The sequence below is a fragment of the Allobosea sp. NPDC055353 genome (assembly GCF_053644975.1).
In genome coordinates this window covers 53995-73354 of sequence record NZ_JBSHMC010000002.1, presented here as the reverse complement: position 1 = coordinate 73354, position 19360 = coordinate 53995, and the positions used below count along the sequence as shown (strand labels likewise).

The following is a 19360-nucleotide window of genomic DNA, read 5'->3' as shown; positions in this document are numbered from 1 at the left end:
ACGTGCAGGCAACATAAGTGCTCTCATGCGCCGGGAGGACCGGCGCCGGCGCAGCGCTTTTAGCGATCAACCCTGAGTTTGCGTTTTCGCAAATTGGCGATCCGCCGAGCGGCTAAAGTTGCGACGCCAAGGGGAGCGGGCGCGCAACGATCCGCCGCGCCCGGTCACGTCAGGAGAAGCCAGCATGGCGCCCATTCCGAGGCTGAAGGCCTATGACGGACCCGCGCTGTTGTCCTACGGCTTCCGGCCGCTCTTCCTGCTCGCGGCGCTGCAGGCCGGACTGACGATCCTGGTCTGGCTCGGCTTCGTCACCGGCCATCTCGCCATCCCCACGGCTTTCGCGCCGGTGGACTGGCATATCCATGAAATGCTCTTCGGCTATCAGGCGGCCGCGATCGGCGGCTTCCTCCTGACGGCCATTCCCAACTGGACCGGGCGATTGCCGGTGCAGGGCACGCCGCTGCTCATGCTGGTTCTCGCCTGGATCGCCGGCCGTGTCGCGGTCGCGATGTCGACCTTGATCGGATGGCGTCTCGCGATGGCGATCGATGCGCTCTTCCTCATCCTGCTGGCTGGTGCGGCTGCACGCGAGGTCGTCGCCGGCCGCAACTGGCGCAATCTCAAGATCGTCGTGCTGATCGGCCTGCTCCTCGCGGCCAATCTCGCCTTCCACCTCGAATCGGCGCTGACGGGAGGGGCCGATTATGCCCGCCGCTTCGCCATCGCCGCCGTGCTGATGCTGGTCGCGCTGATCGCGGGGCGGATCGTGCCGAGCTTCACGCGCAACTGGCTGGCGCCGCGCCGGGCAGGGCGCCTGCCGATCCCGTTCGGTGGCTATGACAAGCTCGTTCTGGCGGCGAGTGGGCTGGCTCTCGCTCTCTGGGTCGCTCTGCCGGATGCGGTTGCGAGCGGCGCCGCGCTGGCTCTGTGCGCCGCGCTCCATGCCGTTAGGCTCGCGCGCTGGGCGGGCGATCGCACCTGGCGCAATCCCCTGCTCGTCATCCTGCATGTCGGCTACGCCTTCGTGCCGCTGGGCTTTGCGCTCTCGGCTGCGGCAAGCTTCGGGCTGGTCGGCCCCGGGGGCGGCCTGCATGCCTGGACGGCCGGCGCCTTCGGGACCGTGACGCTGGCGGTGATGTCGCGAGCCAGCCTCGGCCATACCGGGCGCCCGCTCGTCGCGACCGCCGCGACGCAGGCCTGCTACGTGCTGATCGTGATCGGCAGCGTCGCGCGGATCTGTTCGGCGCTCGGCCATGGCCCGGTCGCCTTGCTCCATGTCGCCGGGCTGTGCTGGTCGCTCGCCTTCCTCGGATTCGCGGCGAGCTACTGGCGGGTGCTGACCGGCGCGCGGCTCGGGGCGAGGGCCGCATCGGCCGCCGGCCCGGCCTGAGGTCTCCTGCCATGGGATCGGCGTTTTTGGGGAGGATCTATTGATGCACAAGGGGCCGGATTGCCGTAGTGAGGCGCGCGAGACGCGCCGCGTCGCGCTCCAGAACGCGGCGTGCCGGGCGGGAGAGCCCACCGGGCGGTGAACAGGACTGTCGGATGGTGCTCCTTCCAGATGTTGGCGACAACCGGCCTGGCCGTGGCCACGAGGGCGGCGCATGCGCCTGACCCAGTTCAGCGAATATGCGCTGAGGCTGCTGGTCTTCGCGGCGGCGCATCCGGAGCGGCTGGTCACGGTCGAGGAGGCCGCGACCGCCCATGACATTTCGCGGACCCATCTGATGAAGGTCGCCAATCTCCTGGTTCGGCAGGATTTCCTCAAGGGCGTGCGCGGCCGTGCCGGCGGCCTGATGCTGGCGCGGGCGCCGGCCGAAATCTCGCTGGGCATGCTGATCCGGGCGACGGAGCCGGCCTTCGCGATCGTCGAATGCTTCGGCGAGGCTGAGGGGCGCTCGGCCCTGCGCGGGGATCGCTGGCGCGGCATCCTGAGCGATGCGATGGAGGCCTTCCTCGGCGAGCTCGATCGCTATTCCCTGACCGACCTGCTGGCTGATCCGGAACGTCTCGGCCTCGGCCTTGGCCGGCAACCGGTCTGACGCGCGGCTGCTTTCTCATAATGACATCATTCCCGGGCGAAGCGGCGAGGCCGACTGCCCCTTGCTCGAAGGGAGCGCGATGAATTTCCCGTCCTTCTTCGCTGAGGCGCCACGTCTCAAGGTCCGCGACCCGCTCTCCGCCTTCCTGGGGACGAGCGAAGGCGGCATCCTCGAATATGGCTACGAGGACGCGGTGCGGCTGGCCGGCCATTCCTGCCCGGCAGTCGCCGGCGCCTATCTCATGGTGGTCAACGGGCTCACCTATCTCCATGACGAGGAGATGCCGGAGCGCGGCGGCATCGAGGTCTTCATGCGCGGCGGGCGTGACCAGGGCACGACCGGCGTCCTGGCCTCGGTCGCGACGCTGCTGACCGGGGCTGCGCCCGAGACCGGCTTCGTCGGGATCGGACCCGCGCAGCGCTTCTCCCGGCGCAACCTCCTGCAATTCGGCGCCGATATCGAAGGCACGATGGCGCTGCGACGGCGGGATACCGGAGCCGGAGTCGTCGTCGATATCGATACCGGCGCGGTGCCCCATGCGCCGGCGATGGGCGCAGTGATGCCGCAGGCGGTGGCCGGAGAGGCGGATGAGGCGGGGCTCGAGAGCTTCGCCGCGCTCTGGCAGGACCGCGTCCGCCGGATGCTGATCGAGCATGCCGACGATCCGAAGCTGGTCCATCTCTACGACTGGGCGCCGGTCGAGGTCTGATCAGCCGGCGTTCTCGGCCAAGCGCTTCAGGCCGGGCGCGTCGCAGACGACGAGCTTCCGGCGCCCGCCCTCGACCAGCCCCTGCGCCTCCCAGGCGCTGAGGATGCGGGAGACCGTGTGCAGCGTCGTGCCGGTCATCTCGGCGATGTCGCGTCGCGAGATCGGGAAGTCGACGCGCGTTCCGGCGGCCACGCGCGTGCCAGCCTGCTCGATCAACCTGAGCACGGCATGAGCCACGCGCCGCTCGACCTCCTGGGTCGACATCTCGCGGATGCGGGTATGGGCCTCGTCGAGGCGCTGGCCGATGGTGCGGATCGCGTTCATCGCCAGATGCGGGTTGTCGGCGACGAAGACGTCCCAGGATTCGGTCGGCCAGCTCGCGACGAGGCTGTCGACCGCCGCCGTCGCGGTGCCCGGATAGTCGCTGCGGCCCAATGCCCGCGTGAAGCCGAACAGATCGCCGGGGTGGACGATGCGCACGATGATCTGCTGGCCGTCGCGCGTAACCTGCGTCACCTTCAGCCGGCCATGCAGCAGAAGGTAGAAGGCTTTGGCTGTCTCGCCCTGCTCGAAGACGGCCTCGTCCTGCGGGACCCGCCGTGCGCTGGCCTGCGCCGTCATGCGGTCGAGCTGGTCGTTGCTCATCGCGGCGAACAACGGGACGCTGCGCAGCACGCTGCGGTCCATTCCCACGTGACAGCCTTTCCTTCGGACGGGTTCAGGGGCGCTTGCGATGCCCGATCCGTCGGCGCGCAGCGCCGGATAAGACTGCAATCGATGGCTGCGTTCAAGTGCGGCACGGTGGCCCGCAGGGGGAAGGCGATACGCACTAAAGAGCGTTATGAGATGGGCAATATCCGGGCCACCAGACCCGGATAGGTCGCATTCGGCGGACCTTGTTTGCGTTATGTCAAAGACGGCTGCGAAAGGGCAGCGCAGTGTGGCCCTTGACATGGACAGCGCCCGGGAATCCATATTCTCTTTAGTCAATCTCTCAACACGAGCCGGTGCGATATGCGGCCGGCTGAAAGGGCTGGAGATGACGATCGAGACCGCGAAGACGGGCGGCCCGGAGGCCGCGCCCGAGAAGCCGACACGTCGCGCCGAACTTCTCGCCTTCCTGACGCTGGCCGTGCTGATCTGGCCGGTTGTGGCGGTTGGTATCGTCGGCGGCTACGGCTTCCTCGTCTGGATGTCGCAAATCGTCCTCGGCCCGCCCGGGCCTCCACGTTGAGGAGGCGGGCATGGGCGAGAATTCCATCGATCTCGGACGGCGACGTTTCCTGACAGGCCGTTCCGCGCGGCCGCGGCCGGAAGGCGTGCGTCCGCCATGGTCGCGCACGGCTTCGGTCGCGGCGGCCTGCACCGGCTGCGGCGCCTGCGTGCCGGCCTGTCCGCAGCACATCATCGCGCAGGATGCCGGAGGCTGGCCGATCCTGAGCTTCGCCGAGAGCGAGTGCAGCTTCTGCGGCGCCTGTGCGCAGACCTGCCCCGAGCCGGTCTTCGATCGCCTGCTCCCGGCCTTCGAGCACGTTGCGGTGGTCGGTGCCGACTGCTTCGCCGGACGGGGCATCGTCTGCCAGAGCTGCGGCGATGCCTGCCCGGAGAGCGCGATCCGTTTCCGCCCACGGCTCGGCGGCCCGGCTTTGCCGGAGATCGCGAGCGATCGCTGCAATGGTTGCGGCGCCTGCATCGCCGCTTGCCCTGCACAGGCCATCGCGGCTGGTGCGCGTCTGCCGGAGACCGCCCATGCCTGAGCGTCCACGCCAGCGTTTCCATCATATTTCGAGCGCCGTCGTCTCGGCCCTGCCGGCCAAGGTCGAGGCCGTGCTCGCGCGTATCGCCGAGCTTCCCGAGACCGAGATCCATCGCGTCGAGAACGGCAAGATCGTGATCGTGCTGGAAGGCTCCAGCACGGGCGTGATCGGCGACCGGCTGGCCGCGATCAGCCTGATCGACGGCGTGCTCTCGGCCAACATGGTGTTCGAGCAGATCGAAGACCTCGAAACCCTCGACGACCCCGGAGTGATCCCATGACCCTGTCCCGTCGCGAGATGCTGAAGGCGCAGGCGGCCGGCGTCGCCGCGCTCGCCGCCAATATGAGCGTGCCGGCAGAGGCCCAGCCGGTGACCGGCGGCGTCGACAGCCTGCAGATCAAATGGTCGAAGGCGCCCTGCCGTTTCTGCGGCACCGGCTGCGGCGTCATGGTCGGCGTCAAGGAGGGCAAGGTCATCGCCACCCATGGCGACATCAAGGCCGACGTCAATCGCGGCCTCAACTGCATCAAGGGCTATTTCCTCTCCAAGATCATGTACGGCAACGACCGGCTGACCCAGCCGCTGCTGCGCAAGAAGAACGGCGTCTACGCCAAGGACGGCGAGTTCACGCCGGTGTCCTGGGACGAGGCCTTCGACACCATGGCCGCCAAGGCCAAGGAGACGCTCAAGGCCAAGGGGCCGACCGCGCTCGGCATGTTCGGCTCGGGCCAGTGGACGATCTTTGAGGGCTATGCCGCGACCAAGCTGATGCGGGCCGGCTTCCGCTCCAACAATCTCGACCCAAACGCCCGCCACTGCATGGCATCCGCGGCCTATGCCTTCATGCGCACCTTCGGCATGGACGAGCCGATGGGCTGCTACGACGATTTCGAGCATGCCGACGCCTTCGTGCTCTGGGGCTCGAACATGGCGGAGATGCACCCGATCCTGTGGACGCGGGTGACGGATCGCCGGCTCGGCCAGCCGCATGTGAAGGTCGCAGTGCTCTCGACCTATACCCATCGCAGCTCGGACCTCGCCGACATCCCGATCGTGTTCAAGCCGGGCACCGATCTCGCGATCCTCAACTACATCGCCAACCACATCATCACGACGGGGCGGGTAAACAAGGATTTCGTCGGCAAGCACACGACCTTCGTGAAGGGCGCAACCGAGATCGGCTACGGCCTGCGTCCCGACGATCCGCGCGAGGTCAAGGCGCGCAAGGCAGAGGATGTCACGGCGACGACGCCGATCGATTTCGAGGCCTATGCCGCCTTCGTGAAGGACTACACGCTGGAGAAGGTCTCGGCCCTGACCGGGGTGGAGCCCGGCTTCCTGCAACAACTCGCCGAGCTCTATGCCGACCCCAAGCGCAAGGTCACGTCGTTCTGGACGATGGGCTTCAACCAGCATGTGCGCGGCGTCTGGGCGAACCAGCTCGTCTACAACCTGCATCTGCTGACGGGGAAGATCTCGGAGCCCGGCAACAGCCCGTTCTCGCTGACCGGCCAGCCTTCGGCCTGCGGCACGGCGCGCGAGGTCGGGACCTTTGCCCATCGCCTGCCGGCCGACATGGTCGTGACCAATCCCGAGCACCGCAAGCATGCCGAGGAGATCTGGCGCATCCCGCACGGGATCATCCCGGACAAGCCCGGCTACCACGCCGTCGAGCAGGATCGGATGCTCAAGGACGGCAAGCTCAATTTCTACTGGATCCAGGTCAACAACAACCTGCAGGCCTCGCCGAACAACACCAACGAGGCCTATCCGGGCTATCGCAACCCCGACAACTTCATCGTCGTCTCCGATGCCTATCCGACGGTGACGACGCTGGCCGCCGACCTGATCCTGCCCGCCGCGATGTGGGTCGAGAAGGAGGGCGCCTACGGCAATGCCGAGCGGCGCACCCATGTCTGGCACCAGCTCGTCAATGCACCGGGCGAGGCGCGCTCCGACCTCTGGCAGCTCATGGAGTTTTCGAAGCGCTTCACCACCGACGAGGTCTGGCCGGCGGAGATCCTCGACGCCAACCCGAACTACAAGGGCAAGACGCTGTTCGACGTGCTCTATCGCAACGGCAATGTCGACAAGTTTGACGTATCCGAGATCGATCCGGGCTATGAGAACCGGGAAGCGAAGGCCTTCGGCTTCTACGCGCAGAAGGGGCTGTTCGAGGAATATGCCGCTTTCGGCCGCGGCCATGGCCATGATCTCGGGCCTTACGACCTCTACCATCAGGTCCGTGGGCTGCGCTGGCCGGTGGTCGACGGCAAGGAGACGCTCTGGCGCTATCGCGAGGGGCTCGACCCCTATGTGAAGCCGGGCAAGGGCGTCGAGTTCTACGGCAACAAGGACGGCAAGGCCCGGATCATCGCGGTGCCCTACGAGCCGCCGGCGGAATCGCCCGATACCGAATACGATCTCTGGCTCGTCACCGGCCGCGTGCTGGAGCACTGGCATTCCGGCTCGATGACGATGCGCGTGCCGGAGCTCTACAAGGCCTTTCCTGGCGCGCGCTGCTTCATGCACCCGGAGGACGCCCGCAAGCGCGGGCTCAACCAGGGCGCCGAGATCCGCTTGATCTCGCGCCGCGGCGAGATGCGCACCCGCGTCGAGACGCGCGGGCGCAACCGCATGCCGCCCGGCGTGGTCTTCGTGCCCTGGTTCGACGCCAGCCAGCTCATCAACAAGACGACGCTCGACGCCACCGATCCCATCTCCAAGCAGACGGATTTCAAGAAATGCGCGGTCAAGATCGTTCCGGTCTCGGGCTGATGCGCTCGCGGACCCTGCTCGGGGCGGCCCTCGCGGCCGGCCTCGTCCTCGCCTTCGGTGCCGCCGTCTCGCAGGAGGGCGCGCCGATCAAGATCGTGCCGCGGCTGACCGGCACCGCCGATCCGATGGCGCTGGAGCGGGTGCCGGCGCTCGGCCGCCCGGTCGTCGACGACGTCAGGCGGATGCGCAACTACCCCGAGCAGCCGCCGGTGATCCCGCATGCGATCGACGGCTACCAGCTCACCCTCAACACCAATCGCTGCATGGACTGCCACAAGCGCGAGTTCACGGAAGGCTCGGGCGCGCCGATGATCAGCGTGACCCATTTCCAGGACCGTGACGGGCAGGTGCTCTCGGACGTGACGCCGCGGCGCTATTTCTGCACGGCCTGCCATGTCCAGCAGACCGATGTCGCGCCCCTGGTCCAGAACCGGTTCCAGGACGCCAAAGACATCGGCCGGAAGCCGTAGCGGGGCGGGATCATGGGTCGACTCAAATCCTTCATTCTCTGGTGCTGGGGCGTCGTCGTCAGCTTCTGGCGCATCATCAGCCGGCCGAGCGCCTATCTGCCGCTCGGCCTGCTGACGCTCGGCGGCTTCGTCGGCGGCGTGCTGTTCTGGGGCGGCTTCAACACGGCGCTGGAAGTCACCAATACCGAAAAATTCTGTACCTCCTGTCACGAGATGCGCGACAACGTCTATCAGGAGCTGCAGTCGACGGTGCATTTCTCCAATCGTTCGGGCGTGCGCGCGACCTGTCCGGACTGCCATGTCCCGCATAACTGGACCGACAAGATCGCCCGCAAGATGCAGGCCTCGAAGGAGGTCTGGGGCAAGATCTTCGGCACGATCTCGACGCGCGAGAAATTCCTCGGCATGCGCCTCGAACTCGCCAAGCACGAATGGTCGCGCCTGAAGGCGAACGACTCGCTGGAATGCCGCAACTGCCACTCCTCGGTCGCGATGGACTTCACCAAGCAGACCCGCCGCGCCGCCGAGATCCACAGCCGCTTCCTGACCACCGGCGAGAAGACCTGCATCGACTGCCACAAGGGCATCGCCCATCTGCTGCCGGACATGACGGGAATCGAACCCGGCTGGAAGGACGCGCCCGAACTGCAGGGCAAGGGCAGCGCCTCCTGGCATGGGCCGGAACGCGCTGTCCGCACCTATCTCGCGGAGATCGAGACACGGTGAGATTGCCTTGCGCTGGCGACCGCGTGGCTTGCCCTGCGTCAATTTTGCCTAGGGCATTATGTCCGATCTTCCGATCGGCAAATCAGGTATCTGAGATGAGTCTTTTATGCGATATCCGTCGCGAAGGCGCCGGGCCGCCGGCCCGCGCCAGTCATGGAGAAGGTGAGCGATGATTGCGGCACTCACTGTCGCGGAGCGGCAGCGCGCCATCTCGATCTCGGCGCTTCTGGCGCTGTGCGGGTTTGCCATGGCGATCGCCGGCCGTGACGACCTGTTCACTGTGCATGGCGCGATCATCCTGCTCTTCGGGCTCGGCTGCATCGGCCTGGTCATGTCGAACTACTTTGCGCCGGAGCCGCCCGACGAGCGCCTGACGCGCTATTACGACGATCCGACGCGGGTCGGCATCGTGCTCTCGCTCGGCTGGGCCGTGGCCGGCATGTTCTTCGGCGTCTGGGTCGCGGCGCTGCTGGCCTGGCCGGATCTCACCTTCGATGCGGGATGGGCGAGCTTCGGCCGCCTGCGGCCGGTCCATACCTCCGGCGTGATCTTCGGCTTCGGCGGCAATGCGCTGATCGCGACCTCCTTCCACGTCCTGCAACGGACCACGCGGGCGCGCCTGCCGGACCAGTTCAGCCCGTGGTTCGTGCTGATCGGCTACAACCTGTTCTGCGTGATCGCGGCCAGCGGCTACCTGATGGGCGTCACCCAGTCGAAGGAATATGCCGAGCCGGAATGGTATGCCGATATCTGGCTCGTGATCGTCTGGGTCACCTACTTCCTGATCTATATCCGCACGCTGCAGCGGCGGAAGGAACCGCATATCTACGTCGCGAACTGGTACTACATGGCCTTCATCCTGGTCGTGGCGGTGCTGCACATCGTCAACAACCTGGCGGTGCCGATCTCCTTCGGCGAGGCCAAGAGCTATTCGCTGTTCTCCGGCGTGCAGGATGCGATGACGCAGTGGTGGTACGGTCATAACGCCGTCGCCTTCTTCCTGACCTCCGGCTTCCTCGGGATGATGTATTACTACCTGCCGAAGCGGGCAGGGCGGCCGATCTACTCCTACAGGCTGTCGATCATCAGCTTCTGGGGCATCACCTTCATGTATATGTGGGCGGGCTCGCACCACCTGCACTACACGGCGCTGCCGCAATGGGTGCAGACGCTGGGCATGACCTTCTCGGTGGTGCTCTTAGTGCCGTCCTGGGCCTCGGCCGGCAATGCGCTGGCGACGCTGAACGGCGCCTGGGGCAAGGTCCGCGACGACGCGACGCTGCGCTTCATGATGGTCGCCGCCGTGTTCTACGGGCTCTCGACCTTCGAAGGCTCGTTCATGGCGATCCGGGCCGTGAACTCGCTCTCGCATTACACCGACTGGACCGTCGGCCATGTCCATGCCGGCGCGCTCGGCTGGGTGGCGATGATCACCTTCGGCTCGCTCTACGCGCTGGTGCCGTGGATGTGGAAGGTCGAGCGGATGTATTCGCCCAAGCTGATCGAGGTGCATTTCTGGCTCGCACTGGCCGGGACCGTCATCTACGTCTTCGCGATGTGGAACTCGGGCATCATCCAGGGCCTGATGTGGCGCACCTACAATGACAGCGGCACGCTGGCTTATTCCTTCATCGACAGCCTGGTCGCGATGCATCCCTATTACATCGCGCGCACCGTCGGCGGTTTGCTGTTCCTGATCGGCGCGATCGTCGCGTCCTACAATGTCTGGATGACGATCCGGATGTCGCGCTCGCAGGCTGCGGCGGCCGCCGGCGATACAGACCTGCCGGCGCTGCAGGGCGCGGCCCTTCAGGCCGGGGAGTAAGCCGATGCGCGAGTTCTTTCATCGCAAGCTCGAACGCAGCGCGATCGGCTTCGTCCTCGCCATCATCGGCGTCTCCGCGATCGGCGGCTTCGTCGAGATCGCACCGCTCTTCACCATCGGCGACACCGTCGAGAAGGCGCCGGACATGCGCGTCTACACGCCGCTCGAGTTGGCGGGGCGCAACATCTACATCCGCGAGGGCTGCTATGCCTGCCATAGCCAGATGATCCGGACGCTGCGCGACGAGGTCGAGCGCTATGGGCCGTATTCCCTGGCGGTCGAGTCGAAATACGACCATCCGATGCTCTGGGGCTCGAAGCGGACGGGGCCGGATATCGCCCGGCTCGGCGGCAAGTATTCCGATGCCTGGCATGTCGCGCATCTGATCAACCCGCGCGATGTCGTGCCGCAATCGGTGATGCCGAAATACGGCTGGCTGATGCGCAACGAATTGAAGACCGAGGATCTCGGCCGGCACCTCAAGGCGCAGCGCGCGGTTGGCGTGCCCTATAACGATGCGCAGATCGCCAATGCCAGCACGGACGCCTATGGCCAGGCGAGCCCTGACAGCGCCTATGCCGGCGGCGTCAGCGAGCGCTATGGCGATGCGACGAACGTGCGCGCCTTCGATGGCGAGCCGGGGCGCCTGACCGAGATGGACGCGGTGGTCGCCTATCTCCAGGTGCTGGGCCGCCTGACCGATGCGGCGCAGAAGCAGTCCGCCGTGGCGGAGAAGTGAGACGATGGATGTCGATCACCAAACGCTGGTCGGTTTCGCCAAGAGCTGGGGGCTGTTCTACCTCGTGGCCATGGCTATCGGCGTGCTGATCTACGCGCTGTGGCCGTCGAACCGGAAACGCTTCGACCGGGCCAAGAAGAGCATTTTCGACAAGGACGACAGGCCGGGGGACTGAGCGATGGCAGATGCGAGGCGCGACCCCGCCACGGGGACAATCACGACCGGCCATGAATGGAACGGCATCGAGGAACTCGACACGCCGATTCCGCGCGTCGTGCTGTTCTTCCTGGCCGCCACCACCCTGTTCGCGATCGGCTACTGGCTGCTGATGCCGGCCTGGCCTTTGGGCGTGACCTATACCAAGGGGCTGCTTGGGATCGACCAGCGCCAGGTCGTGACCGAGCAGGTGCGCGATGCCGCCGCCGAGCGCGCGAGCTGGACCGCGAAGCTCGACAAGGCTTCCTTCGCCGAGATCGCCGCTGATCCCCAATTGATGCGCCATGTCCGCGACACCGGCCGCACGCTTTTTGAGGATAATTGCGCCGTCTGCCACGGTGTGCAGGGCAAGGGCGGGCCGGGGTTCCCCAATCTCGCCGCCGGCTCCTGGCTCTGGGGCGGCAGCCCGGAGGCGATCGCCGAGACGATCCGCGTCGGCATCAACGGCACGGCCAAGGATACGCGCACCGGGCAGATGATGGCCTTCGGCCGCGACGGCATTCTCCAGCGCGAGCAGGTTCTGGCCGTCGCTGCTTATGTCCGCTCGCTCTCGGGCCAGAAGCTCGACGCGGCCGAGCAGGCGCGCGTGCCGGCGGGCAAGGAGGTCTTCGCGGCGAATTGCGTCGCCTGCCATGGCGAGAACGCCAAGGGCCAGCATGATCTCGGCGCGCCTGACCTGACCGACGCCAACTGGATCTATGGCGGGGACCTGCAATCGGTCGTCAACAGCATCCATGGCGGCCGGCAGGGCCATATGCCGAGCTGGGAAGGCCGGCTCTCGCCGACCGATATCAAGCTGCTGGCGCTCTATGTCGGCACGCTCGGTGAGGCGAAGCGATGAGCGCTCCGGCAGACGGCGAAACCCGGCGCCGCGGCGGGCGAAGGGGCTTCTGGCTGGCGCTCGCCGGCGTGCTGGCGGGTGGGCTCATCCTCGCCAACGCCCATCTGGTCTATGTCGCCATAGGTTCGCAGACGGACTGCGTGCCGCATGCGAAATCGGCGGGCGAGGCGGGCGGTTTCCGCGCCGCCCGTCCGTCCTGCTGAGGGAGGAGGAGCACATGGCTGCGATCGGGAACGGCCAGGAGATGCCGCTGCCTCTCTCCGCCCAGCGTCGGCGCAACCTGCCGGCGGGCGCCGCCCTGTCCTGGCTCGGGGCGGGCTGGCGCGATCTCTGGCGTAATCCGGCGCCGAGCCTGCTCTACGGGCTCGCGGTCTTCGCGGTCTCGGCCGTCATCGTCTGGGGGCTGTTCCGGCTCGGGCTCGACTACATCCTGTTCCCGGCGCTGGCCGGCTTCATGGTGATGGGGCCGCTGCTGGCGATCGGGCTCTACCAGAAGAGCCGCGCGATCGAGCAGGGCGAGCCGGTCAGCCTCTCCCGGATGATCTTCGTCAAGGCGGCTTCGGGCGGGCAGGTCTGGTTTACGGGCGCGATCCTGTCGCTGCTGATGCTGGTCTGGATGCGGGCGGCCGTCATCATCTACGCGCTGTTCTTCGGCCTGCGGCCGTTTCCCGGCCTCCACGATGTCGCGGCCATGCTGTTCGGGACGCCGGTGGGCTGGGCGATGCTGCTGGTCGGCACCGTGGTCGGCGGGCTGTTCGCCGCCTTCTCCTTCGCCATCAGCGCCTTCGCGATCCCGATGCTGCTCGACGAGCGGGTCGATGCCTTCACCGCGATGGGCACCAGCATTTCCATGGTCTGGAACAACCTGCCGGTGATGATCGCCTGGGGCGCGATCGTGCTCGCCCTGTTCCTCGTCTCGGTCGCGACCGGGCTCCTCGGGCTGATCGTCGTCTTCCCACTTCTCGGCCACGCCACCTGGCACAGCTACCGGGCGCTCAGATGAGCTGCTGCGCGCCGCCGCTGGCTCTGGACGGCGCGCCCGATCCGTCGGCGGCGCGGCAGGAGATCCGCCTCGCCAGCCGCGACCTCGGCAATGGCCTGCGGCAGAGCGACTTCTCGGTGCCCGGCCTGCATTGCGCCGCCTGCATCCGGGCGGTGGAAACGGGGGTTGCCCGGCTGCCCGGCGTCGCGCAGGTGCGGGTCAATCTCTCGACCCGCCGTGCCGCGGTGCAATGGCGGGGCGAGGAAGCGCCTGACCTGCTGACGGCGCTCGCAGGGCTCGGCTATCCCGGCCATCTCTTCGAGAGCGAAGCGGATGGCAAGGACCCCGAGCGCGATCGGCTGATCCGGGCGCTGGCGGTCGCCGGCTTCTGCGCCATGAACATCATGCTGCTCTCGGTCTCGGTCTGGTCGGGAGCGGAGCCCGAGACGCGGCAGGCCTTCCACTGGATCTCGGGCGCGTTGGCCTTGCCCTGCCTGCTCTATTCGGGTCGCGTCTTCTTTGCCTCGGCCTGGGCGGTGCTGCGGCACGGCCGCACCAACATGGACGTGCCGATCTCGATCGGTATCTGCCTCGCCTTCGGCTTAAGCCTCTACGACACGATCCATGACGGGCCGCATGCCTATTTCGACGCGGCGACCTCGCTGATCTTCTTTCTGCTGATCGGCCGCACGCTCGACCATCTCATGCATGAGAAGGCGCGCGCCGCCGTGCGCGGCCTGATGCGGCTGGCACCGCGCGGTGCGACCGTGCTCGATACCGATGGCGGGCGGACTTATCTGCCGCTGGCCGAGGTGGCGCCGGGCATGCGGATCGCGCTCACGGCCGGCGAGCGCGTGCCCGTCGACGGGATTGTGGAGGAGGGCGCCTCCGAGCTCGATTGCGCCATCGCGACCGGCGAGAGTGCCCCGCAATCCGTGTCGCCGGGTGTGGCAGTGCAGGCCGGGACGCTCAATCTCTCGGGGCCGCTGACGATCCTCGCCACGGCCAAGGCCGAGAGCTCCTTCCTCGCCGAGATGGTTCGGCTGATGGAGGCGGCGGAGGGTGGCCGGGCCCGTTATCGCCGCATCGCCGACCGGGCGGCGGCGCTCTATTCGCCGGTCGTCCATGCCACCGCGCTGATCGCCTTCCTCGGCTGGATGATGGCGACCGGCGACTGGCATCGCGCGATCACCATCGCCATCGCCGTGCTGATCATCACCTGCCCCTGTGCGCTGGGACTGGCCGTGCCGATCGTGCAAGTCGTGGCCTCGCGACGCCTGTTCGAGGCCGGGATCATGGTCAAGGACGGCTCGGCTATCGAGCGGATCGCCGAGATCGACACGGTCGCCTTCGACAAGACGGGCACGCTGACCTACGGCCAGCCGCAACTGGTCGATCCCGCCGCGATCCCGGCCAAGGATCTGGTGATTGCGGCAGCGATCGCGCGTCGCTCCAGCCACCCCCTCTCACGCGCCATCGCGGCAGCGGCGCCGGAGGGCGGCTTGGCCTTGAAGGAGATCCGCGAGCATCCGGGTCTCGGTGTCGAGGCGGAGCTGGAAGGGCATCGCTATCGCCTCGGGCGGGCGGAATGGGCGCTCGCGGAAACGGGCGGCGAGGACGAAAGCGGCACGGTGCTGAGCCGCGACGGCGTGCTCGTCGCCGGCTTCGCTTTCGCCGAGACTTTGCGCCCGCAGGCGCGTGTCGCTGTCGATGCCTTGCGTGCCGATGGCCTTTCCATTGCTCTGCTTTCCGGCGACAGGACAGCGGCGGTCCAGCCGATCGCGGGCGGGCTCGGCATCGACGATATCTCGGCCGGTCTGCTGCCGGCCGGGAAGGTCGAGCGTCTCGCTGCGCTGGCTGCCGAGGGGCGCAAAGTGCTGATGGTTGGCGACGGCCTCAACGATGCGCCCGCACTGGCTGCGGCGCATGCCTCGATGGCGCCGGCCTCGGCCGCCGATATCGGCCGCAACGTCGCCGATTTCGTTTTCCTGCATGATGGGCTCGATGCGGTGCCGAAGGCTGTTGCCGTCGCGCGCGCCGCCGGCCGGCTGGTACGGCAGAACTTCGCCCTGGCGATCCTCTACAACGCGCTGGCCCTGCCAGTTGCCATTGCCGGCTATGTCACGCCGCTGATCGCGGCGCTCGCGATGTCGCTGTCCTCGATCCTCGTCGTGGCCAATGCCTTGCGGCTCGATGCGGGCAAGGCGCAGGTTCGTGTCGAGACTGACACGCGGCGGGCCGGAAAGCTTGCCCCGGCCTGCGAACCCGGCGAATGAGCAGCCTGGTCTTCCTCGTTCCGTTGGCGCTGGTGCTCGGCGGGGCCGCGCTCGCCGCCTTCCTGTGGTCGTTGCGTAGCGGCCAGTATGACGATCTCGACGGCGCCGCCGAGCGGATCCTGCTCGATGAGGACGAAGGCGCTCTGGATGCGGCCCGCCCTTCAGTGCAGAAGGAGCCGGAACGATCGACGCGCCGGAGCGAAATGCCATGACCACCGGTGAAGCCTCGCCCGAACCTCCCTTCGTCCGGGATGCGGACGGCTCCTTCGTGCTGGACGCTGCGCGCTTGGCGAAGCGCTTCGGCTGGTCGGCGGAGGAATTGCGAGACCTGATGCGCCGCGGGCTGGTGACGAGCCGGGTCGAGCGCGGGGAGGCGGAGGATGAGGGGCGCTGGCGTCTCTCCGTCCGCTGCGGCAACCGCTGCTGGCAAGCCGTCGTTCTGCCTGACGGGACGGTTGCGGAAGAACAGCTCGATTTCGTTCCCCCGCAAGGTCGCCGCGAGCGACACTGACCGAAAGCCTGCCGCCCGCCCGGCACATGTCTGGCGCGCGGGTCGGCTGACCGGAGCCTTGCTATACATTTCCGGCCGCGATCCCGATAATGGCGGCTCAGCAGGGTGAATCGCATCGGCAGTCGCCGGTCTTCGCTTTCCGCCTGCGCTTTCTCGACGAGGGAACGATGCGTCTTCTCCACCTTGCCCCGGCGACGGCCCTCCTTGCGGCACTCGGCGGTTGCGTCTCCAGCGAGCCGGCCGCTTATTCGGAACCGCCCGTGGTGCAAAGCATGACCTTCCAGCCGCAGCAGCGCAGCTATCTCGATGCCGGCCCGGCTCCGGCGCGCCTGAGCGGACCCGGCAATACGCGCGATAGCCAGACGGGCTTCGCCGGACGGTCCGACAGCTTCGGCGGCGGCGTGCTGCCCTCGTTCTGAGGCGGCGGACGAGCCAAGCTCCGCCGCGATCGGCCTGCCTCCTGCTTCGACGGCTCAGGGCGAGCCGATCGAGAGCAGGGTGCCCGCCATGTCCCTGATCATCGCGAGGGCTTCGGCCTGGGCCCCGTCCTGCGTGCCCGCGCGGGAGATCGCGTAGGCCGGCATGATGAAGTGCGGTGCGCCTTCGACGAGATGCAGCGTTCCGGCGGCCAGATGCGGGGCGACGATGCGGGCGGGAAAATAGCCGGAGCCGCCATGTTCCAGGATATGCTGCAGCCCCAGCCAGCCGACATTGGCGCTGAGCAGCGCGCCGCCGAAATCGGGGAAGCTCGCGCTGTGGCGCGCCTGGAATTCCGAGCCCCAGTCGACGAGGACATAGCCGGACTGCGGCTCGGGCGCGGATTGCGCATCCGTCGCAATCATGACCAGGCGGTCGTCGAACAGATGCTCGACCTTCAGGCCCGGGCGGCTCTGCGGCGTATACATCACGCCGATATCGAGGCGCCCCTCGATCAGCCCGTGCATCAGCTCCGGCTCGAGCGCGCTCTCGATCCGGATCGACACGTCGGGCCGGGCCCGCTGCATCAACGGTAGCCAGCGCAGCAGGAACTCCTCCCAAAGACCGATCCGGCCGCCGACCGCCAGCGTTCCGGCCGCGCCCTCGGGCAGCCCGATATCGTGATGCGCCTGCACCACCGTCTGGACCAGCGTCGCGGCGTGGCGCTGGAAGCGGTGCCCGGCCGCCGTCAGGGTCGTTCCGGCCTTGTTGCGGACGAACAGCCGGCAACGCAATTGCTCCTCCAGCACGTTGATCCGCGTGCTCACCGTCGACTGGCTGACATGGAGCCGGTCCGCCGCAGCGCTGAAATTGCCGGCCGAGACCACCGTCAGAAAGGTTCTCGCCAGTTCGGTGTCCATACCTGTCGCCTTTTAAATCGATAAATCCGATACGTAAGTTTATAATTATTCGTTTGTCAAAACCATCCGCCTGCATGAGCCTGCGATTCAAGCAGATCGCAGAGATCGCAGGGGAAAAGCGTTGAAGCGGCATCTGGCCTGGGATGGCGATATCGCCGCCCGCATCATCTCGGAATGGACATCCCGCGAGGGCGCCTTGCTGCCGATCCTGCACGCGCTGCAGGAGGAGTTCGGCTATATCCATCCGGCGGCGACGGCCCTTGTGGCGGATGCGCTGAATATCGGGCGCGCGGAGGTTCATGGCGTCATCACCTTCTATGCGGATTTCCGGCAGGAGCCGCCCGCGGCCCACAGCCTGAAGCTGTGCCGGGCCGAGGCCTGCCAGTCCCAAGGCGCGGAGCGGCTGGCGCGACGGGCCCAGGATGCACTGGGCATCGGCTTCGGCGGCACGAGCGCGGACGGCAAGGTCCAGCTCGAAGCCATCTATTGCCTGGGGCTCTGCTCGGTGGCGCCGTCAGCGATGCTCGATGGTCGCATCGTCGGGCGGCTCGACGACGGCAAGCTCGCCTCGCTGCTGGCGGAGGTCGGGCAATGACGCCGCGGTTCTTCATCCCCTGCGACGCGGCGGCCATCGCGGTCGATGCCGATCGCGTGGCGGAGGCGCTGCAGGCGGCGGCCGATGCGCGCGGGATCGCCATCGACATCGTCCGTACCGGCTCGCGCGGGCTGCATTGGCTCGAACCGCTGGTCGAACATGCCACCCGCGACGGCCGTATCGGCTATGGGCCGATCTCTCCGGGCGATGCCGCCGGCGTGCTCGATGCTGCCCTGGCCGGCGCGAGCCATCCGCTATGCCATGGCCTGACGGAGGCGCTGTCCTTCTTCGCGAAGCAGACCCGGCTGACCTTCGCGCGCTGCGGCATCGTCGATCCCCGCTCCCTGGAGGACTATATCGCGCATGGCGGCTATCGCGGGCTGGCGGCGGCGCTCGATGCCGGCCCGGCGGCGATCGTCGCGGCCGTCACGGAATCCGGCCTGCGCGGGCGCGGCGGTGCCGGCTTTCCGACCGGCATCAAATGGGACACCGTCGCGAAGGCGGAAGGCGGGCGGAAATACATCGTCTGCAATGCCGACGAGGGCGATAGCGGCACCTTCGCCGATCGGATGATCATGGAGGGCGACCCCTTCGTCATGATCGAAGGCATGACGATTGCGGCCATCGCCGTCGGCGCGACCTATGGCTATATCTATGTTCGCTCGGAATATCCGCATGCGATCGTCGCGCTGGAGCATGCGCTGGACGAGGCGCGCCGGAAGGGCATGCTGGGTGCGGCGATCGCCGGTTCCTCCCATGCCTTCGACATGGAGGTCCGGGTCGGCGCCGGCGCCTATGTCTGCGGCGAGGAGACAGCGCTTCTCGACAGCCTGGAGGGGCGCCGCGGCGTCGTCCGGGCCAAGCCGCCGCTGCCGGCGCATAAGGGGCTGTTCGGCTGCCCGACCGTCATCAACAACGTGCTCTCGCTCGCGACAGTGCCGATCATCCTCGACAAGGGCGCCGCGTTCTATCGCGATTTCGGCACGGGCCGCTCGCGCGGCACGATGCCGGTCCAGCTCGCCGGGAATATCCGTCATCCCGGCCTGTTCGAGGTCGGTTTCGGTATCACACTCGGCGAGCTCGTCGACGAGATCGGCGGCGGCACGGCCAGCGGCCGGCCGGTGCGCGCGGTCCAGGTCGGCGGGCCGCTCGGCGCCTATTTCCCGCGCGCGCTCTTCGATACGCCCTTCGATTACGAGGCCTTTGCGGCGCGGGACGGGCTGATCGGCCATGGCGGCATCGTCGTGTTCGACAACAGTGTCGACATGGCCCGGCAGGCGCGCTTCGCGATGGAGTTCTGCGCGGTCGAATCCTGCGGGAAATGCACGCCCTGTCGCGTCGGCTCGACGCGGGGCGTCGAGGTGATCGACCGCGTCATCGCCGGCGAGCAGCGCGCCGCCAACCTGATGGTGCTGGAAGACCTCTGCCACACGATGAAGCTCGGTTCGCTCTGCGCGCTCGGCGGGTTCACGCCCTATCCGGTGATGAGCGCGCTCACCCATTTCCCGGAAGATTTCGGCGTCACGCCGCCCAGCCGCCAGGCGGCGGAGTGAAGG

Annotated in this window: 23 protein-coding genes; 21 read left to right on the top strand and 2 right to left on the bottom strand. The window is 67.4% G+C overall.

Going from position 1 to position 19360, the window contains the following annotated elements:
• The first annotated feature begins 184 nt into the window (after positions 1-184).
• The 3 genes from ACWIEX_RS13580 to ACWIEX_RS13570 all read left to right on the top strand — a co-directional run bounded on the left by ACWIEX_RS13580 (position 185) and on the right by ACWIEX_RS13570 (position 2751).
• Entirely contained in the window at positions 185-1390 is a 1206-nt protein-coding gene (locus tag ACWIEX_RS13580; RefSeq protein ID WP_454033572.1) for an NnrS family protein, read from the top strand.
• A 214-nt stretch (positions 1391-1604) separates the two neighbouring features.
• Positions 1605-2042 carry an RrF2 family transcriptional regulator gene (locus tag ACWIEX_RS13575; protein ID WP_454033571.1) on the top strand — a complete coding sequence of 146 codons (438 nt, stop codon included), beginning with the start codon at positions 1605-1607 and terminating at the stop codon, positions 2040-2042.
• Between the two features lie 79 nt (positions 2043-2121).
• A complete protein-coding gene (locus tag ACWIEX_RS13570) occupies positions 2122-2751 on the top strand; it encodes a hypothetical protein (RefSeq protein ID WP_454033570.1) in 630 nt (209 codons plus the stop codon).
• On the opposite strand, the gene ACWIEX_RS13565 is transcribed toward ACWIEX_RS13570, so the two are convergent.
• The gene (locus ACWIEX_RS13565) at positions 2752-3444 is read right to left on the bottom strand and encodes a Crp/Fnr family transcriptional regulator (RefSeq protein WP_454033569.1); all 693 of its coding nucleotides are present in this window, start codon (positions 3442-3444) and stop codon (positions 2752-2754) included. It lies immediately after the preceding gene.
• A 346-nt stretch (positions 3445-3790) separates the two neighbouring features.
• On the opposite strand from ACWIEX_RS13565, the gene napE reads away from it, so the two are divergent.
• The 16 genes from napE to ACWIEX_RS13485 all read left to right on the top strand — a co-directional run bounded on the left by napE (position 3791) and on the right by ACWIEX_RS13485 (position 16291).
• On the top strand, positions 3791-3985 hold the full coding sequence (gene napE, locus ACWIEX_RS13560) for a periplasmic nitrate reductase, NapE protein (protein ID WP_454033568.1): 195 nt from the start codon (positions 3791-3793) through the stop codon (positions 3983-3985).
• Between the two features lie 10 nt (positions 3986-3995).
• A complete protein-coding gene (napF, locus tag ACWIEX_RS13555; protein WP_454033567.1) occupies positions 3996-4508 on the top strand; it encodes a ferredoxin-type protein NapF in 513 nt (170 codons plus the stop codon).
• Positions 4501-4788, top strand: coding sequence for a chaperone NapD (locus ACWIEX_RS13550; RefSeq protein WP_454033566.1), 288 nt, complete (start codon positions 4501-4503; stop codon positions 4786-4788). Before napF ends, ACWIEX_RS13550 begins: the two co-directional genes overlap by 8 nt.
• Positions 4785-7286, top strand: coding sequence for a periplasmic nitrate reductase subunit alpha (gene napA, locus ACWIEX_RS13545; RefSeq protein WP_454033565.1), 2502 nt, complete (start codon positions 4785-4787; stop codon positions 7284-7286). The genes ACWIEX_RS13550 and napA overlap by 4 nt, the downstream gene beginning before the upstream one ends.
• On the top strand, positions 7253-7756 hold the full coding sequence (locus tag ACWIEX_RS13540) for a nitrate reductase cytochrome c-type subunit (protein WP_454033564.1): 504 nt from the start codon (positions 7253-7255) through the stop codon (positions 7754-7756). Before napA ends, ACWIEX_RS13540 begins: the two co-directional genes overlap by 34 nt.
• A gap of 12 nt (positions 7757-7768) precedes the next feature.
• Entirely contained in the window at positions 7769-8482 is a 714-nt protein-coding gene (locus tag ACWIEX_RS13535; protein ID WP_454033563.1) for a NapC/NirT family cytochrome c, read from the top strand.
• 169 nt (positions 8483-8651) lie between these two features.
• Positions 8652-10307: a cytochrome-c oxidase, cbb3-type subunit I gene (ccoN, locus tag ACWIEX_RS13530; RefSeq protein WP_454033562.1), complete on the top strand. Its 1656-nt coding sequence runs from the start codon at positions 8652-8654 to the stop codon at positions 10305-10307.
• A gap of 4 nt (positions 10308-10311) precedes the next feature.
• Positions 10312-11046: a cytochrome-c oxidase, cbb3-type subunit II gene (ccoO, locus tag ACWIEX_RS13525; RefSeq protein ID WP_454033561.1), complete on the top strand. Its 735-nt coding sequence runs from the start codon at positions 10312-10314 to the stop codon at positions 11044-11046.
• Positions 11047-11050: 4 nt separating this feature from the next.
• Positions 11051-11221, top strand: a complete 171-nt coding sequence (locus ACWIEX_RS13520) for a cbb3-type cytochrome c oxidase subunit 3 (protein ID WP_454033560.1) — start codon at positions 11051-11053, stop codon at positions 11219-11221.
• Positions 11222-11224: 3 nt separating this feature from the next.
• Positions 11225-12103 (top strand): cytochrome-c oxidase, cbb3-type subunit III, encoded by an 879-nt coding sequence (ccoP, locus tag ACWIEX_RS13515; protein WP_454033559.1) that lies wholly within the window; start codon positions 11225-11227, stop codon positions 12101-12103.
• A complete protein-coding gene (locus ACWIEX_RS13510) occupies positions 12100-12306 on the top strand; it encodes a hypothetical protein (protein ID WP_454033558.1) in 207 nt (68 codons plus the stop codon). The genes ccoP and ACWIEX_RS13510 overlap by 4 nt, the downstream gene beginning before the upstream one ends.
• A 14-nt stretch (positions 12307-12320) precedes the next feature.
• Positions 12321-13106, top strand: a complete 786-nt coding sequence (locus ACWIEX_RS13505; RefSeq protein WP_454033557.1) for a DUF2189 domain-containing protein — start codon at positions 12321-12323, stop codon at positions 13104-13106.
• The gene (locus ACWIEX_RS13500) at positions 13103-15361 is read left to right on the top strand and encodes a heavy metal translocating P-type ATPase (protein ID WP_454033556.1); all 2259 of its coding nucleotides are present in this window, start codon (positions 13103-13105) and stop codon (positions 15359-15361) included. Before ACWIEX_RS13505 ends, ACWIEX_RS13500 begins: the two co-directional genes overlap by 4 nt.
• A complete protein-coding gene (gene ccoS / locus ACWIEX_RS13495; RefSeq protein WP_454033555.1) occupies positions 15358-15573 on the top strand; it encodes a cbb3-type cytochrome oxidase assembly protein CcoS in 216 nt (71 codons plus the stop codon). The genes ACWIEX_RS13500 and ccoS overlap by 4 nt, the downstream gene beginning before the upstream one ends.
• Entirely contained in the window at positions 15570-15872 is a 303-nt protein-coding gene (locus ACWIEX_RS13490; protein ID WP_454033554.1) for a DUF6522 family protein, read from the top strand. The genes ccoS and ACWIEX_RS13490 overlap by 4 nt, the downstream gene beginning before the upstream one ends.
• A gap of 167 nt (positions 15873-16039) precedes the next feature.
• Positions 16040-16291: a hypothetical protein gene (locus ACWIEX_RS13485; protein WP_454033553.1), complete on the top strand. Its 252-nt coding sequence runs from the start codon at positions 16040-16042 to the stop codon at positions 16289-16291.
• Between the two features lie 54 nt (positions 16292-16345).
• On the opposite strand, the gene ACWIEX_RS13480 is transcribed toward ACWIEX_RS13485, so the two are convergent.
• Positions 16346-17209, bottom strand: coding sequence for a LysR family transcriptional regulator (locus ACWIEX_RS13480; RefSeq protein WP_454033552.1), 864 nt, complete (start codon positions 17207-17209; stop codon positions 16346-16348).
• A gap of 121 nt (positions 17210-17330) precedes the next feature.
• On the opposite strand from ACWIEX_RS13480, the gene ACWIEX_RS13475 reads away from it, so the two are divergent.
• Together ACWIEX_RS13475 and ACWIEX_RS13470 are read left to right on the top strand one after the other, a co-directional pair.
• Positions 17331-17804 carry a formate dehydrogenase subunit gamma gene (locus tag ACWIEX_RS13475; protein WP_454033551.1) on the top strand — a complete coding sequence of 158 codons (474 nt, stop codon included), beginning with the start codon at positions 17331-17333 and terminating at the stop codon, positions 17802-17804.
• Positions 17801-19357 (top strand): NADH-ubiquinone oxidoreductase-F iron-sulfur binding region domain-containing protein, encoded by a 1557-nt coding sequence (locus ACWIEX_RS13470; RefSeq protein WP_454033550.1) that lies wholly within the window; start codon positions 17801-17803, stop codon positions 19355-19357. The genes ACWIEX_RS13475 and ACWIEX_RS13470 overlap by 4 nt, the downstream gene beginning before the upstream one ends.
• Positions 19358-19360 lie beyond the last annotated feature (3 nt).

Coding starts and splice junctions, on each gene's coding strand:
- ACWIEX_RS13510 (WP_454033558.1), top strand. CDS start 12,100: ATGAGCGCTCCGGCAGACGGCGAAACCCGGCGCCGCGGCGGGCGAAGG.
- ACWIEX_RS13500 (WP_454033556.1), top strand. CDS start 13,103: ATGAGCTGCTGCGCGCCGCCGCTGGCTCTGGACGGCGCGCCCGATCCG.
- ccoO (WP_454033561.1), top strand. CDS start 10,312: ATGCGCGAGTTCTTTCATCGCAAGCTCGAACGCAGCGCGATCGGCTTC.
- ACWIEX_RS13480 (WP_454033552.1), bottom strand. CDS start 17,209: ATGGACACCGAACTGGCGAGAACCTTTCTGACGGTGGTCTCGGCCGGC.
- napF (WP_454033567.1), top strand. CDS start 3,996: ATGGGCGAGAATTCCATCGATCTCGGACGGCGACGTTTCCTGACAGGC.
- ACWIEX_RS13575 (WP_454033571.1), top strand. CDS start 1,605: ATGCGCCTGACCCAGTTCAGCGAATATGCGCTGAGGCTGCTGGTCTTC.
- napA (WP_454033565.1), top strand. CDS start 4,785: ATGACCCTGTCCCGTCGCGAGATGCTGAAGGCGCAGGCGGCCGGCGTC.
- ACWIEX_RS13505 (WP_454033557.1), top strand. CDS start 12,321: ATGGCTGCGATCGGGAACGGCCAGGAGATGCCGCTGCCTCTCTCCGCC.
- ACWIEX_RS13570 (WP_454033570.1), top strand. CDS start 2,122: ATGAATTTCCCGTCCTTCTTCGCTGAGGCGCCACGTCTCAAGGTCCGC.
- ACWIEX_RS13520 (WP_454033560.1), top strand. CDS start 11,051: ATGGATGTCGATCACCAAACGCTGGTCGGTTTCGCCAAGAGCTGGGGG.
- ccoS (WP_454033555.1), top strand. CDS start 15,358: ATGAGCAGCCTGGTCTTCCTCGTTCCGTTGGCGCTGGTGCTCGGCGGG.
- ACWIEX_RS13550 (WP_454033566.1), top strand. CDS start 4,501: ATGCCTGAGCGTCCACGCCAGCGTTTCCATCATATTTCGAGCGCCGTC.
- ACWIEX_RS13470 (WP_454033550.1), top strand. CDS start 17,801: ATGACGCCGCGGTTCTTCATCCCCTGCGACGCGGCGGCCATCGCGGTC.
- ACWIEX_RS13535 (WP_454033563.1), top strand. CDS start 7,769: ATGGGTCGACTCAAATCCTTCATTCTCTGGTGCTGGGGCGTCGTCGTC.
- ccoP (WP_454033559.1), top strand. CDS start 11,225: ATGGCAGATGCGAGGCGCGACCCCGCCACGGGGACAATCACGACCGGC.
- ACWIEX_RS13490 (WP_454033554.1), top strand. CDS start 15,570: ATGACCACCGGTGAAGCCTCGCCCGAACCTCCCTTCGTCCGGGATGCG.
- ACWIEX_RS13540 (WP_454033564.1), top strand. CDS start 7,253: ATGCGCGGTCAAGATCGTTCCGGTCTCGGGCTGATGCGCTCGCGGACC.
- napE (WP_454033568.1), top strand. CDS start 3,791: ATGACGATCGAGACCGCGAAGACGGGCGGCCCGGAGGCCGCGCCCGAG.
- ACWIEX_RS13580 (WP_454033572.1), top strand. CDS start 185: ATGGCGCCCATTCCGAGGCTGAAGGCCTATGACGGACCCGCGCTGTTG.
- ccoN (WP_454033562.1), top strand. CDS start 8,652: ATGATTGCGGCACTCACTGTCGCGGAGCGGCAGCGCGCCATCTCGATC.
- ACWIEX_RS13485 (WP_454033553.1), top strand. CDS start 16,040: ATGCGTCTTCTCCACCTTGCCCCGGCGACGGCCCTCCTTGCGGCACTC.